Origin of the sequence: Prosthecobacter debontii, assembly GCF_900167535.1 — a bacterium.
Taxonomy (GTDB): Bacteria; Verrucomicrobiota; Verrucomicrobiia; order Verrucomicrobiales; family Verrucomicrobiaceae; genus Prosthecobacter; species Prosthecobacter debontii.
The window spans coordinates 151,212-163,761 of the sequence record NZ_FUYE01000015.1; the positions used below are offsets into that span (position 1 = coordinate 151,212).

11 protein-coding genes are annotated in these 12,550 nt (G+C 57.8%); 8 read left to right on the forward strand and 3 right to left on the reverse strand.

Going from position 1 to position 12,550, the window contains the following annotated elements; translation table 11 throughout:
- Positions 1-95 precede the first annotated feature (95 nt).
- Positions 96-1,346 carry a competence/damage-inducible protein A gene (locus tag B5D61_RS19420; protein ID WP_078815106.1) on the forward strand — a complete coding sequence of 417 codons (1,251 nt, stop codon included), beginning with the start codon at positions 96-98 and terminating at the stop codon, positions 1,344-1,346.
- Here B5D61_RS19420 and sugE read toward each other — a convergent pair whose 3' ends face one another.
- Positions 1,347-1,667, reverse strand: coding sequence for a quaternary ammonium compound efflux SMR transporter SugE (gene sugE / locus B5D61_RS19425; RefSeq protein WP_078815083.1), 321 nt, complete (start codon positions 1,665-1,667; stop codon positions 1,347-1,349).
- A gap of 128 nt (positions 1,668-1,795) precedes the next feature.
- Here sugE and B5D61_RS19430 point away from each other — a divergent pair, with 128 nt between their 5' ends.
- Positions 1,796-2,767, forward strand: a complete 972-nt coding sequence (locus B5D61_RS19430) for a ThuA domain-containing protein (protein WP_078815084.1) — start codon at positions 1,796-1,798, stop codon at positions 2,765-2,767.
- 90 nt (positions 2,768-2,857) lie between these two features.
- On the opposite strand, the gene trxA is transcribed toward B5D61_RS19430, so the two are convergent.
- Complete coding sequence (gene trxA / locus B5D61_RS19435) at positions 2,858-3,187, reverse strand: thioredoxin (RefSeq protein WP_078815085.1); 330 nt, start codon at positions 3,185-3,187, stop codon at positions 2,858-2,860.
- 150 nt (positions 3,188-3,337) lie between these two features.
- Here trxA and mazG point away from each other — a divergent pair, with 150 nt between their 5' ends.
- The 5 genes from mazG to B5D61_RS19460 all read left to right on the forward strand — a co-directional run bounded on the left by mazG (position 3,338) and on the right by B5D61_RS19460 (position 8,630).
- Positions 3,338-4,099, forward strand: coding sequence for a nucleoside triphosphate pyrophosphohydrolase (gene mazG, locus B5D61_RS19440; protein WP_245846571.1), 762 nt, complete (start codon positions 3,338-3,340; stop codon positions 4,097-4,099).
- A gap of 14 nt (positions 4,100-4,113) precedes the next feature.
- Positions 4,114-4,890: a YdcF family protein gene (locus tag B5D61_RS19445; RefSeq protein WP_078815087.1), complete on the forward strand. Its 777-nt coding sequence runs from the start codon at positions 4,114-4,116 to the stop codon at positions 4,888-4,890.
- Positions 4,891-4,975: 85 nt separating this feature from the next.
- Positions 4,976-5,521, forward strand: coding sequence for an RNA polymerase sigma factor (locus tag B5D61_RS19450; RefSeq protein ID WP_078815088.1), 546 nt, complete (start codon positions 4,976-4,978; stop codon positions 5,519-5,521).
- 31 nt (positions 5,522-5,552) lie between these two features.
- Complete coding sequence (locus B5D61_RS19455; RefSeq protein WP_078815089.1) at positions 5,553-7,895, forward strand: YfbK domain-containing protein; 2,343 nt, start codon at positions 5,553-5,555, stop codon at positions 7,893-7,895.
- A gap of 138 nt (positions 7,896-8,033) precedes the next feature.
- The gene (locus B5D61_RS19460) at positions 8,034-8,630 is read left to right on the forward strand and encodes a hypothetical protein (RefSeq protein WP_078815107.1); all 597 of its coding nucleotides are present in this window, start codon (positions 8,034-8,036) and stop codon (positions 8,628-8,630) included.
- A gap of 221 nt (positions 8,631-8,851) precedes the next feature.
- On the opposite strand, the gene B5D61_RS19465 is transcribed toward B5D61_RS19460, so the two are convergent.
- Entirely contained in the window at positions 8,852-10,222 is a 1,371-nt protein-coding gene (locus tag B5D61_RS19465) for a hypothetical protein (RefSeq protein WP_078815090.1), read from the reverse strand.
- Between the two features lie 130 nt (positions 10,223-10,352).
- Between B5D61_RS19465 and B5D61_RS19470 the strand changes: the two genes are divergently transcribed.
- A complete protein-coding gene (locus B5D61_RS19470) occupies positions 10,353-12,176 on the forward strand; it encodes a serine/threonine-protein kinase (RefSeq protein WP_078815091.1) in 1,824 nt (607 codons plus the stop codon).
- Positions 12,177-12,550 lie beyond the last annotated feature (374 nt).

Sequence of the window (12,550 nt, forward strand, 5' to 3'; positions counted from 1 at the left end):
AATCCAGTCACTCGAGAGCGCAAAAACGTGACGAATGGAAGGACGCGGTGGCGCTTGATGTGGAGCCGCATTCCATCTATGGGGCAGCACACTTTATGCGTCTCGAACTTGTGAACACAGGCACCGAACTTTGTCTCGGCGATGTTATCAATACCAACGCCGCTTGGATCGGGCAGAGAATGGCGGCGTTAGGCATCGAAGTGGCCCGCCAGACGATCGTGCCTGATGGTGGAGCTGTGAAAGAGGCCATTGCTGAAGCTGCTGCGAGGTCGGATGTGGTTTTGGTGTCGGGAGGGCTCGGACCCACGAATGACGATGTGACTCGAGAGTCCACCGCCGATCTTCTGGGACTGCCTCTGTTTGAGGATGCGAAGGCACGAGCGACCCTGGAAGCGTATTTTGCACGACGGAACAAGGTCCCTGTCGCGTCGAATTTCCGCCAAGTCATGGTGCCAGCAGGCGCCACGGTGCTGGAAAATCCGATGGGCACAGCTCCCGGTCTTTATTTTCCCGCCGCTTTAGGCGAAAGCCGAGGATGGAACTGCCACATCTTCTTGCTGCCTGGGCCGCCACGGGAATTGAAACCGATGGTGGAAGCCTGCCTGGAACCACGCTTGCGCGAATGGATCCCTGATGGGACCTCCCGCCGGGTGATTTATCTCAAACTCACCGGCATTGGTGAGTCTGAGATCGTAGAGAGCGTGGAAAAGGACCTGGAAAAAGTCCCTGGGCTTGAGTTAGGCTACTGCATCGGGAAAGGCGATGTCGATGTTCGTCTTGCAGGACAGCCTGGCCCCGTGGAGCAAGGTGCTGAAATCGTGCGGAGTCGTTTGGGGGATTTCATTCTGTCTGAAGATCAGCGAGTGATCGAAGAAGTGGTCATCCAACGATTGGCTGAGCGTGGCGAGTGGCTAGCGACGGCAGAATCCTGCACGGGGGGCTTTTTGGCGAGTCGACTGACCGATGTGAGTGGGGCTTCCAAGGTCTTCGGCCATGGTTTTGTGACCTATGCCAACGAAGCGAAACAAAATCACTTGGGCGTGCCTGAGGATCTCCTGGCTGCACATGGGGCCGTAAGTGAACCGGTGGCGCGTGCGATGGCTGATGGATGCCTCCGCGTGTCCGGTTCAGACTATGCGCTGTCCGTCACCGGGATTGCTGGACCCACAGGGGGGACCGAAGAAAAACCTGCGGGCACGGTTTTTGTCGCGTTGGCCTCCAAAGGACAGGAAACGGTGGTGAAAAAGCTGTTCTACCCCGTTTCTCGTGATCGTTTCAAGCTGTTGACCTCTCAGTTCGCCTTGGACATGCTCCGGCGTCGTTTGAACGGGCTGCCCATGCCTTGATTAGGCGTGGGAGGTCAGTTTTAAGCCGATAATACCGGATAGCACGAGGCCAATGCAGATCAGCCTCATGAGCGTCTTCGGCTCGTCAAAAAAGACAATCCCCACGATCACGGTGCCAACTGCGCCGATGCCTGTCCAGATGGCGTAACCGGTGCCGATGGGCAGGGTTTTGAGTGCTTGTGAAAGCAGAAAGAGACTGATGCCGATGAGGGACGCCGTGATAATGCTGGGCCAGAGGCGTGTCCAACCTTGGGTGTATTTCAATCCGATCGCCCAAGCAATTTCCGTGAGTCCCGCCAAAAAAAGATAAATCCAAGCCATTAAATACAATTATTGCCAGGGTCGTCCCCGTTGTAGAAATGGATGAGCGAGGTCGTCCTCGCGTCCGCGGTTGTGAAAGTCACTCTGAACCTCCACGGCATCTTTGTCAAACCAGCCTAACCTCCACTATGATTCGTCGTTCGTTTCTATCGCTCCTCGTCGTCCTCGCTGCGGCTAGCGGGCAAGCCCTTGCCGCTCCGAAAAAACTGCTCGTGGTCACCGTGACCACTGGATTCCGTCACTCGTCCATTGAGACGGCGGAAAAAGTGCTCGGCGAGCTGGGACAATCCTCCGGTGCCTTCACCGTGGACTATGTGCACCAGCCCTCCGCCCAGCCGAAGAATCCGGGCCGTCCACCCGAGAAAAAGGGCAACGAAAGTGAAGAGGCTTTCAAAGCCCGCCAGGAAACCTACAGCAAGGCTCTGGCCGACTTTAATGCTGCCAATGCCACCTGGATGGAGGAGGTGAAGGCCTACATGGCGGACAAGATGGCCCTGGACAAGATCAAGGACTACGATGGCTTCATCTTCGCCAACACCACGGGTGATCTGCTGCTGCCGGATCGTGAAGGTTTTGTGGAACTGATCAAAGGCGGCAAGGCTTTTGTGGCCATGCATTCCGGTGGCGATACTTATCACCCTTTCCGGGGGTATGTGGATATGCTGGGCGGTGAATTCAAAACCCACAAGGCTCAGGTGGAAGTGCAGCCCATCCTGCATGATCCGGCTCACCCCGCCACCAAACCGATCCCGAATGGTTACAAGGTCTATGATGAGATCTACATCTTCAAAAGCTATGACCCTGCCACCGTCCATGGGTTGATGGGACTGAACAATCACCCCAATGAAGGCACCCCGGGCTACTACCCCATCTCCTGGTGCAAAGCCTTTGGCAAAGGTCGCGTGTTTTACACCTCCCTTGGACACCGTGAAGATGTCTGGGATCCGACCTGGAAGGTGGACACGAAGGATCGCAAGAACTCCCCTGAGATTGCCAAGACCTATCAAGAGCACATCTTGGGCGGCATCAAATGGGCCCTGGGTCTCGTCGAAGGTGAAGCCGAGCTAGGCAATGTGAAGGACGTGACGCTGGGCGAGTAAAGCGAGCGTCAAAGATTCTGAAAACAACAAAGCCGTCTGGGAACACCAGACGGCTTTGTCATTTTAAAGGATCAAAGGCAGGCGCGAGGCTTAAGCCAAGGCGTCCACTTTGCGAGCGAGGGCGTCTTTGGACTGCACGCCGACGACGGTTTCTTTCACTTCGCCGTTCTTGATGAAAAGCAGCATGGGGATGGAGCGAACGCCAAACTGAGCGGCGAGGTTCGGGTTCTCATCCACATTCACTTTGGCGACCTTAACAGCGGAGCCCTTCTCGTCAGCAAGCTGCTCAAGGATGGGGGTCAGCATGCGGCAAGGTCCACACCACTCAGCCCAGAAATCCACGATCACCGGGACCGTGCTGCTGGAGATTTCGGATTGGAAGTTGGATTCGTTGAGGTTGAGGACTGCTTCGGAGGCCATAAGGGTAGAAGGTTTGGGAGGAGTTACGAGAGAAGTGACGACGCCGACGCATGAGGTAGGCGAGTCAGGCGGTGAATCAATCATTTTCACGTTTCCTCTGGCCCTTTTGCGGTTATCGCGTGGGGTATGAGCCTTGATCACCCAGATCCGATGACCCGTCTGCGTTACGTTGTGCACCGTTTGCGTGCGCCCGGGGGCTGCCCGTGGGATCAAGAGCAGACTCACGAAACGTTGATTCCCCATGTGATTGAGGAAGCTTATGAAGTGGTGGATGCCATCCGCAGCGGCGACCCGACTTTGATTTGCGAGGAACTGGGAGATCTACTTTTACAGCCCATCCTGCATGCTGAAATCGCCGCCGGAGATGGCACTTTTAATCTCGATGACATGGCCACCGGGTTGACGGAAAAGCTGATCCGCCGTCATCCCCATGTGTTTGGTGAGGCTCAAGCCGAGACATCCTCTGCCGTGCTAAGCCAATGGGATGTGATCAAACGTCAGGAAAAAGGCACGCAGAAAGAGGGGCATCTCCATGGAGTCGGCAATGGCCTGCCTGCGCTGATGAAAGCTCAAAAGCTGCAAAAGAAAGCGGCACGAGTGGGATTTGACTGGCCAGATGCGGCGCCTGTGTTTGCGAAAATTCGTGAAGAAGCCGCCGAGCTAGAGCAAGCCATCGCCGAAGGTGAAAAGAAGGCCGTGGAGGAGGAACTCGGGGACTTGCTTTTCAGTGTGGTCAATCTCGCTCGTAAGTTAGGTGTGGAGTCTGAAGCAGCTCTCGCCATGGCAAATGAAAAGTTTGTTCGCCGATTTCATGCAGTGGAAGCCACTCTAACGGAGCAGGGAAAGAAACTCGGCGAAGCAAGCCTGGAAGAGATGGATGCAGCCTGGGAGGCTGGCAAAAGGAAGGTTTAACCAAGGATTGACTTATGGAATCCCTGCTGCGCGGCTTCATGCTTTTGATTCAGCCTTTGACGCTGGTTTGGCTGCTGCTGACGATTTGGGTCGTGCGGATGGTCTGGATGCGTCTCTGGCGCTGGGCAGCTCTCCCTACTGTCGCTTGGGGGATTCTTTCCTTGCTCACGTGCACTGCTCTGCCGTCATGGTTGATGGCGAGGTTGGAGGATCAGTATGCTTTACCTTCTATCCAAGAGGTGACGGGAGCCGATGCCGTTGTGTGCCTGGGCGGCGGGATTCATCCGTCGTTGACAGAGCCCACGGGATTGCATCTCGTTCGAGGCTCGGATCGTCTCGCCACGGCCTTGTCCATGGTGGTCGGAGGCATGGCTCCGATTCTCGTTGTGGGTGGCGGTGGCTATGAGAATCAGGGAGATGTGCTTTCGGAGGCGGATGCGATTGCGGATTTCCTGAGCCGCTTTCCGGAACCGGGCTTTGAGATCGTCAGTTTAGGTGTGTGTGCCAATACGCGAGATGAAGCGGTGAAGGTCGCGGCTCTGGCGAAAGAGCGCGGCTGGCAAAAAGTGGTGCTGGTGACTTCAGCCAGCCACATGGCGAGATCGGTGGCTACTTTTGCCAAAGTAGGTGTGCCGGTGCTGCCGGTGCCTTGCCATTATCTCAGCAGTTACAATCAGGTGGGCACGGTGAAGTGGTTCCACCTGCCGCATCGCAACTCATTCGATATCTTTGATGCTTGGTTTCACGAGATCATTGGCACCTGGATGTATCGGTGGCGTGGGTGGATGTGAAGGCTTCGTGCCGTGATTTGCAAAAAAGTTCGAAGGGTTCCCAAGAAACGCAGTCCAAGTCCGTGCTGCTTCCTGAACCCACCCCATGAACGACCTGCACCGCCTGTTTCTGGATACCTTGACACGCTATGAGCGGCCTCTGCTGCGCTATGCTCATAGCTTCACTCAAGATGCTGAAGACTCGCGGGACATCGTTCAGGAGGTGTTTCTCAAACTGAGCCAGAATCTGGCGACGCTCGATCATGAGCGCCTCGCTCCCTGGCTGTTCACGGTGTGTAAAAACCAAGCCGTGGATCATCAGCGCAAACACCAACGTGTCATCGTTATGGAAGTGCAAACACTCGATCTCGAAGCGGCCGACAGTCCGCAACCTGGAGAGGAACTCCAAGGCCGCGAAACCGCCGCCGCTCTACGTCAACTCATCGATGAACTTCCCGTGCGGCAGCGGGAGGCGATTCGGCTGAAGTTCATCGCCGGTCTCGACTACAAAGAGATCAGCGCCGCCATGCAAACCAGCATCGGCAATGTCGGCTATCTCATTCATCAGGGTGTGCAGGCGCTGCGCCTGAAGTGGCAGGCGCAAGAGGGACATGAACAACCGCAAACGCCCCCCAAGACCGCCTTGGCCTAACCAATAAAATCACCCCCACATCACGACTTTTATGAAACAGGAAAACATCACCGCGTGGGCTCTGGATGAACTCAGCGAGGAGGAAAAGGCCCAGATCGAGGCCCTCCTGAAAGACGACGCCGAAACTCAAGCCCTGGCATCTCACACCAAAGACTTTTGCCAGTTCCTGACTGCGGAACTGGGCACGGATTCGCTGACGCTCAATGCCGATCAGCGCGAGCGGTTGGAGAAAGCCGATTTGCAGCTTCTGGAAAGCTCCGCAGAACCCCCTCCGACCCAAGCCAAACCCCAGCCTTCCTGGTGGCGGCGTCATGCCCTCGTGAACCTTTCTGCGGCTGCTGCCGTGGTGCTGGGAACGACGGTGTTGATTCGTCAGCAGATGGAGCAGGAGCAGATCACGGAAGGGCAGGTGATGAGCTATGTCCAGCCGGGGGGAGAAGAACTGCGTAAACAAGACGCTACGGCGGTAGATGATGAGATGCTGTTGTCTCGTGCTGCCCCGGTGCCGATGGAGGCGCCTAAGCCAGCTTCGCCACAGACGGAGAGTGATCAACGCCGAGACATCACTTTAGGCTTCGCGAAGAATGAAGCGTTCTCGGATTCATATACGGGTTCCACCGAGGGCTCGAAGGATTCCCCCGCGCTACGGCCGCAGAGTCAAAACATGACGGACCTAGCTGCCGCCGCCGCTCCTGCAAAGCCCGCCTCTCCTCCTCCGCCACCGCCTGTTGCTGCGGCCCTGGGCGATAGCTCAATGATGGCGACGTTATCAGGAAGTGGAACGGTAAGTGGACGCATGAGCATGTCTGCTGGGGCTGCAAGCACAGAGATGATGCAACGTGTCGGTGCAGGCCAACTCGGCAATGACGATCTCGAAACCAATGGCAGACTGTCGCCTCCCGTTGTTGGGCTCTTGTTCGGCAATCGCAGAGATACCGAAACCTACACCGCCATCACGGAGAATCGTCTGACGGATGTGCTGCGTGAGCCGCTCTCCACCTTCTCCATCGATGTGGATACGGCTTCGTATGCGAACGTGCGGCGCTTTCTCAATCAAAACACACGTCCTCCACGGGATGCTGTGCGGGTGGAGGAGCTGATCAACTACTTCCCCACGGATGAAGATGGCCCAGCCGCCAATGCCAAGGAACCCTTTGCCGTGAAGGTGGAGATGGCCGCCAGTCCTTGGCAGCCTGCGCATCGCCTAGCTCGCATTGCAATCAAGGGTAAGCAGATCGGTAAAGACCGCCAGCCCAGCAATCTCGTCTTCCTCGTGGATGTCTCCGGCTCCATGGGCGAGCCTAACAAACTGCCTCTCGTGCAGCAGAGTCTGCGCATGCTGGCGGAGCAGTTGGGCGAGAATGATCGCGTCTCCATGGTGACGTATGCAGGGGGAACTCAGGTGGTGCTTGCCTCCACAAGCGGTCAGCAGAAAGCCGAGATTATGGCGGCCATTGATCGCCTGAACTCCGGGGGTAGCACGCATGGCAGTGCAGGCATTCGCTTGGCCTATGAACAGGCGGTGGCTGGGTTCATCAAGGGCGGGGTCAATCGTGTGATCCTCTGCAGCGATGGCGACTTCAATGTCGGTATCAGCGATCCGACCGAGCTGGAAACCTTCATCACCGAGAAAGCCCGCAGTGGTGTCTTCCTCAGCGTGCTGGGGTATGGCCAAGGCAATCTCCATGATCGCACCATGGAAACCCTGGCGGATAAGGGCAATGGCAACTACGCCTACATCGACAGCCTCAGCGAGGCCCGCAAGGTGCTGGTGGAGCAGATGAACGGCACGCTGGTCACCATCGCTAAGGATGTGAAGATCCAGGTGGAGTTCAATCCCGCCATCATCCGCAGCTACCGCCTCATCGGTTATGAGAATCGTTTGTTAGCCAAAGAGGACTTCAACGACGATACCAAGGACGCCGGTGAAATCGGTGCCGGGCATAGCGTCACCGCTCTTTACGAGTTGGTGCCTGCGAACCTACCCCCAGGCACCGAGCCACGCCCAGCGGTGGATGCGCTCAAGTATCAGCCAACAGCCCCTGCGGCCGAGCCCGCTGCTCCTGCGGGAGATGCTGCAGGTGAAGCCCTCACCGTGAAGCTGCGCTACAAGGAACCTGAGGGCAGCACCAGCCAGCTTATCGAGGTGCCGGTGAAGGATGACGACCGCGCCCTGGATCAGGCCGGGCAGGAGTTCCAGTTCACCGCTGCCGTGGCCGGATTTGGTCTGCTGCTGCGTGAGTCGTCCTATGCCGGGACACTGACCTGGGAGCAGGTGCGCCAGCGAGCTCTTGCCGGGAAGGGGAGTGATCCCCTGGGATATCGCGGCGAGTTCATCCAGCTCATCGAAAAAGCCCGTGGTTTGAGCCGCTAAGGGCCTCTTGTCCTGGCTTCAGCGGACCCTCGATCATCGGGGGCCCGCTTTTCATTTCGGGAGCTCAAACCCACCGGGTCAGGACGATTCGATTGCAGATTGACCACAGCCCAGGTCGCGCCACACTCCACGCCTCTCATGGAACACGTCCTCGTCATCCCGCGCTCCCTTTTCGATTCTCTCGGCAGTTTTCAGGGCTTTCAGCCCGAGGTAGAGCGCTACCTGGAGGCCATGCTGGCTCCTGGGGCCAACTTTTTCATGGAGCGTCCCGCCGCTGAGGCCGACCCCACGCACAAGCAGCTCATCCCCTATTCCGTCTTCCGCCACGAAGGCCGTCTGCTCAGCTACACCCGTGGCGGCAGTTCTGGCGAGAAGCGCCTCGTGGCCAAACGCAGCATCGGTATCGGTGGCCATATCAACCCCGTGGACCAGGGGCAGGATCAAATGGGCCGCGCCATGTATTTCAACAGCATCGAGCGCGAGATCGCCGAGGAACTCCAGCTCGGTGGCACCCACACCCAGACCGTCATTGGCCTCATCAACGATGACAGTAGCGAAGTCGGCAGCGTCCACCTGGGTGTTGTCCATGTCTTCGAACTCAGCTCCGATGACGTGAAGTCCAACGAAGACGCCATCCAGGACCTGCGCTTCATGACGATGGAGGAACTCCTCGCTCAGAAAGGCAGCCTGGAGTCCTGGTCCCAGATCTGTGTGGATCATCTCGCCAAGGCGTGAGGAACGGCGCGAAGCGTCCCGGAGTGCGGTGGGAAGCGATAGCGCCACACCGCTCTTGCGGGGGCAAGACCTACTCTAGGACAACAGCCTCGAGCGGATGATATAATTCCCAGGAAGGCTGCGAGGTCTTCGTCAATGGATTCGCTTCGGCAAGAGCGGTGTCGCCAAAGCCCGATGGCTCCGGCTTCTTTGCCACCGCACTCCGGGACGCTGCCGCGTAGTCACTTAAACACGCGCTTGAGCACGGCTTTTTCTTCGGGGGTAAGGGTGTCCCGCCAGACCTGTTCGCCACCTTGACCTGTATTCGTGGTGTTGCCCGCGGAGGTCGGGCCTTGAAAGGTCTTGTCCACGTCGTGCTTGCCGTCTTTCAGGCCGAGTTGAGTGCTCAGTTGGACGCGGCTGAGGTCGGGATTGGAGACGGCCTCGGTGTTTTGGGTGCCGAAGTCGTTTTCTTCATCAGAAAGTGTCAGGGGGGCGCTGCCTGGGCCGCGTGAGATGCCGCCTTCGCCAGGTTGGTCGCCTTCACCTTCACCCTCACCAGGGCTGTTGCCTTGACCTTGCTTGAGGCGACCGAGCATCTCGGCGAGCTCATCGTCAGCACCCTCGCCATCGCCAAGGAAACCGGGATTTGAGCCCATGCTGCCGCTCTGCTGGGCCCCTTGTTTGAGGGTCTCACGGAGTTGATCGAGTTGCTCCTTGGAGAGACCGGAGAGGTTCTGGGGGTCGAGTGATTTCAGCTCTTTGAGGAGATCAGGATGCAGCTCCAAGCCATTGGTTTGCAGGTCCTTGAGAGCCTCGCTCATGTCCTGGAGGAGTTGGTCACGGGTGGCGGGGCTGAGCTGGCTGGCGTAGTTTTGCAGGCCATTGAGACTGCGCTCGATGCGGCTGAGGTTCTGCGAGAGACGGGCCATGTCACGCTGGAGTTGCTCCTTCAGCGTGTCGCTGGCGTGGAGGCTGTCATGGCTGAACCACTGCTCGGGAGATTGCTCACGCAGTTCAGCGATTTTGGCCGCTTGCTCGGCTTTTTCTTCGGGAGTGATGAGCTTTTCATCCTCCAGTTGGCTGAGCCATTCCTCCATCTGCTGCCAGGACTGGGGCTCAGCTTGCGGTCGGCTGGCGATGAGGGCGGGTGAGATGGGCAAATGGAAGGCGAGTAGCAGCAAGGCTAGACTGATGAGCCAGGGGGTGCAAAGCTGCCGCCAACGCCACTGCCATCCATCCTGAACATGCGGCGGGATCTCCGGCCAGCGTCCCTGCCCGAGGTGGGCAACGGAAAGCGCATTGTGCAGATGCAGCTCAGATTCCAGTCGCACGAGGGCTTGAGGCAGGTGGATGAACCGATGACGAATCTGGAGATAGGCGGCGAGGCTGAGGATGAGGAGCAGGGGGAGCAATGCAGGCCAATAAGGGCTGGCGGAAACCCCGCTGGGTTGGTTTCTCCACCAGAGCACGACAGTGAAAAGAATGACGCTGCTGGCGATGAGCCAAGGGTTGAGTGCCTGAAGCCACCAGCCGAGATTCACCTTCCGCGCGGTGCGGCGGGCGAGTTTTCGCCATTGGCTGGAGAGCACGGCCTGATCGTTCATCACCATGCATGATACGGAGGAAAGTGCAGGCCGCCAAGAGAGGGACGAAGTTTCTTTTCAGGCTGCCTATGAATTTCTTCGATTTTGTGACAAGGCCGGGCATAGACTTAGCTCCTAGTCACTGTTTAAAAGACGAATGCCAGATGATGCACAGTCCGCACCCGGAAAGGAAGGCCCACAGGATGGGCCTTTAGATGGGGCGTTGTTTCCAACGCTGGAGGAATTGGGCGCGCTGCTGCCGCAGTATGAGATGCAGCGGATCATTGGCATCGGCGGTATGGGCGCCGTTTATCTGGCCCGGCAGTCGCACCTGGAGCGCTGGGTAGCGCTGAAGGTGCTGCCAGTGGCGGCTGCGGCCAATCCGGCGGACGCAGAGAGATTCAATGCCGAGGCCCGCTCCATGGCGCGGCTCTCCCATCCCCACATCGTGGCGGTGTTTGAGTTTGGCCAGACTTCCGCCGGGCATCTGTATCTGGCCATGGAGTATGTGGACGGACCCGACCTACACATGCGGACGCTGGCGGGGGAGATCACACCGGAACGAGCCCGGCATGTGATGATCCAGCTCTGTGAGGCCCTGCACTATGCGCACACGCAGGGGGTGATCCATCGCGACATCAAGCCTGCCAATGTGCTGACGACTTCTGACTGGCAAGTGAAGGTGGTGGACTTCGGTCTGGCTCGTGATCTGGCCTATGCAGAGCGTGCGGAGACGGAGGAATACGGCACGCCTGAATACACGGCACCGGAGAGATTGATCGTGGGTCAGCCTACGGATCATCGTGCGGATATTTATTCACTGGGGGTCGTGATCCATGAGCTGCTCACCGGCAAGACACCCCGTGCTGCGGGAGCCCAAGCGGGCATGGGCATTCCACCCGAGTTTGCCGGGGTGCTCTCGAAGTGTCTGATGAGAGACCCTGCTCGGCGTTATCAGTCAGCACAAGAGGTGCGTCAGGCGATCCTTACCGCCACCACTCCGGCGAAAACGCAGGAAGTGCCTGCGCCTCCCAGGCCGCCCACGGTTCGGCGCATGCCTCCGAGTGGGCCTCGTCCGCCCGCCCACGCTTTGACCCGCTCGCCCGCCAAAAATAACGCGATGGGTTATGCTGTGGCCTGCATCCTCATCGTTCTGCTATTGGGGCTGCTGGTGTGGCGGGATCACTTTAGCCATACCCCGCCAACCAGGGAAAAGAAAAGACCCGTAGCTGAAAAAGTGCAGGACGCACCCCCGAATATCGCTCAACCAGACTCGTCTAAGCCAGACCTCTCGGGTGAAAAGCCCGGGAACTCTGAGCCGCTTCCGACACGCCTGTCAGAAATTCCTAGTGACATGGAGTCTAACAAGGTGGTATCAGAAACCGTTAAATCCGTGCCGTCACCAATGAACAAAGCCATTCCTACCGCCCTCGCGCTTGCTGCTACGACCGCCACCGCTTTCAGCGTGGACTATAAGACTCAGATTGAGCCTATTTTCAGAACGAAATGCTATGCTTGTCATAATGCGGCGAAAGGCAAGACGAAGGGGGATCTGGCCCTGGACCCCGACAAGCTTTCCAGCGTCATTGGTCCCGGCCAGCACATCGTCCCAGGCGAGCCTGCGAAGAGCACGATGCTGAATGTCTGCAAGCTGCCAGACGATGACTCCGATGTGATGCCGCCGAAGGGGAAAAACCGACTGACGGAGGCGGAACTTCTGACCTTTGAAAACTGGATCAAGGAAGGTGCCAGCCTCACTGGCGGTGCTGCCCCAGCGCCCGCCGTAGCTACTACCCCAGCACCTGCGGCCGGTCCTCAGAGCTGGACCAGCAGCGATGGCAAAGTGGTGCAGGCCAACTTTGTTTCACTCCAGGGCGATCTCATTACGTTGAAAACCGCGGATGGGAAGACCTTCACCTTTCCTCTGAGCCGCCTTTCGGCTGAAAGCCAAGCCCAAGCTAAAGCGGCTGCGGGCATGTAAGGCGAGTTTGATCGACTTCAATGGATGACCGAACTTAAACTTGCATCACCATGGGTTTACTTTCGGTCATCAAAGCGAAGCTCGGAACGATGATTTTGGGCAAGTTGATCACGGGCCTCGGCGCGCTTCCTAACGATCTTGATGGCAATAAGATATCGTTTTCTATTCGGCAGTATCGAGGTCTAGTGGGCTGTCAGACAAGTTCCCTGCATAAATATTGGACCGTTCCGAGGATTAAATCAGCCGAGGCAGTCCAAGTGAAAGGCTTGGGCTTTCTACTGTGCTCCACTAGATAGTCACGGAGGGCCTGCTCTAGTTGAGCCACGCTACGCTGTGAAAGCTGCTGCGACGCAGCTTGCGCATCGTCAAATCGG

Excerpts from the sequence above, each read along its gene's own strand:
- B5D61_RS19420 (WP_078815106.1), top strand. The coding sequence starts at position 96 with ATGCGTCTCGAACTTGTGAACACAGGCACCGAACTTTGTCTCGGCGAT.
- sugE (WP_078815083.1), bottom strand. The coding sequence starts at position 1,667 with ATGGCTTGGATTTATCTTTTTTTGGCGGGACTCACGGAAATTGCTTGG.
- B5D61_RS19430 (WP_078815084.1), top strand. The coding sequence starts at position 1,796 with ATGATTCGTCGTTCGTTTCTATCGCTCCTCGTCGTCCTCGCTGCGGCT.
- trxA (WP_078815085.1), bottom strand. The coding sequence starts at position 3,187 with ATGGCCTCCGAAGCAGTCCTCAACCTCAACGAATCCAACTTCCAATCC.
- mazG (WP_245846571.1), top strand. The coding sequence starts at position 3,338 with ATGACCCGTCTGCGTTACGTTGTGCACCGTTTGCGTGCGCCCGGGGGC.
- B5D61_RS19445 (WP_078815087.1), top strand. The coding sequence starts at position 4,114 with ATGGAATCCCTGCTGCGCGGCTTCATGCTTTTGATTCAGCCTTTGACG.
- B5D61_RS19450 (WP_078815088.1), top strand. The coding sequence starts at position 4,976 with ATGAACGACCTGCACCGCCTGTTTCTGGATACCTTGACACGCTATGAG.
- B5D61_RS19455 (WP_078815089.1), top strand. The coding sequence starts at position 5,553 with ATGAAACAGGAAAACATCACCGCGTGGGCTCTGGATGAACTCAGCGAG.
- B5D61_RS19460 (WP_078815107.1), top strand. The coding sequence starts at position 8,034 with ATGGAACACGTCCTCGTCATCCCGCGCTCCCTTTTCGATTCTCTCGGC.
- B5D61_RS19465 (WP_078815090.1), bottom strand. The coding sequence starts at position 10,222 with ATGGTGATGAACGATCAGGCCGTGCTCTCCAGCCAATGGCGAAAACTC.
- B5D61_RS19470 (WP_078815091.1), top strand. The coding sequence starts at position 10,353 with ATGCCAGATGATGCACAGTCCGCACCCGGAAAGGAAGGCCCACAGGAT.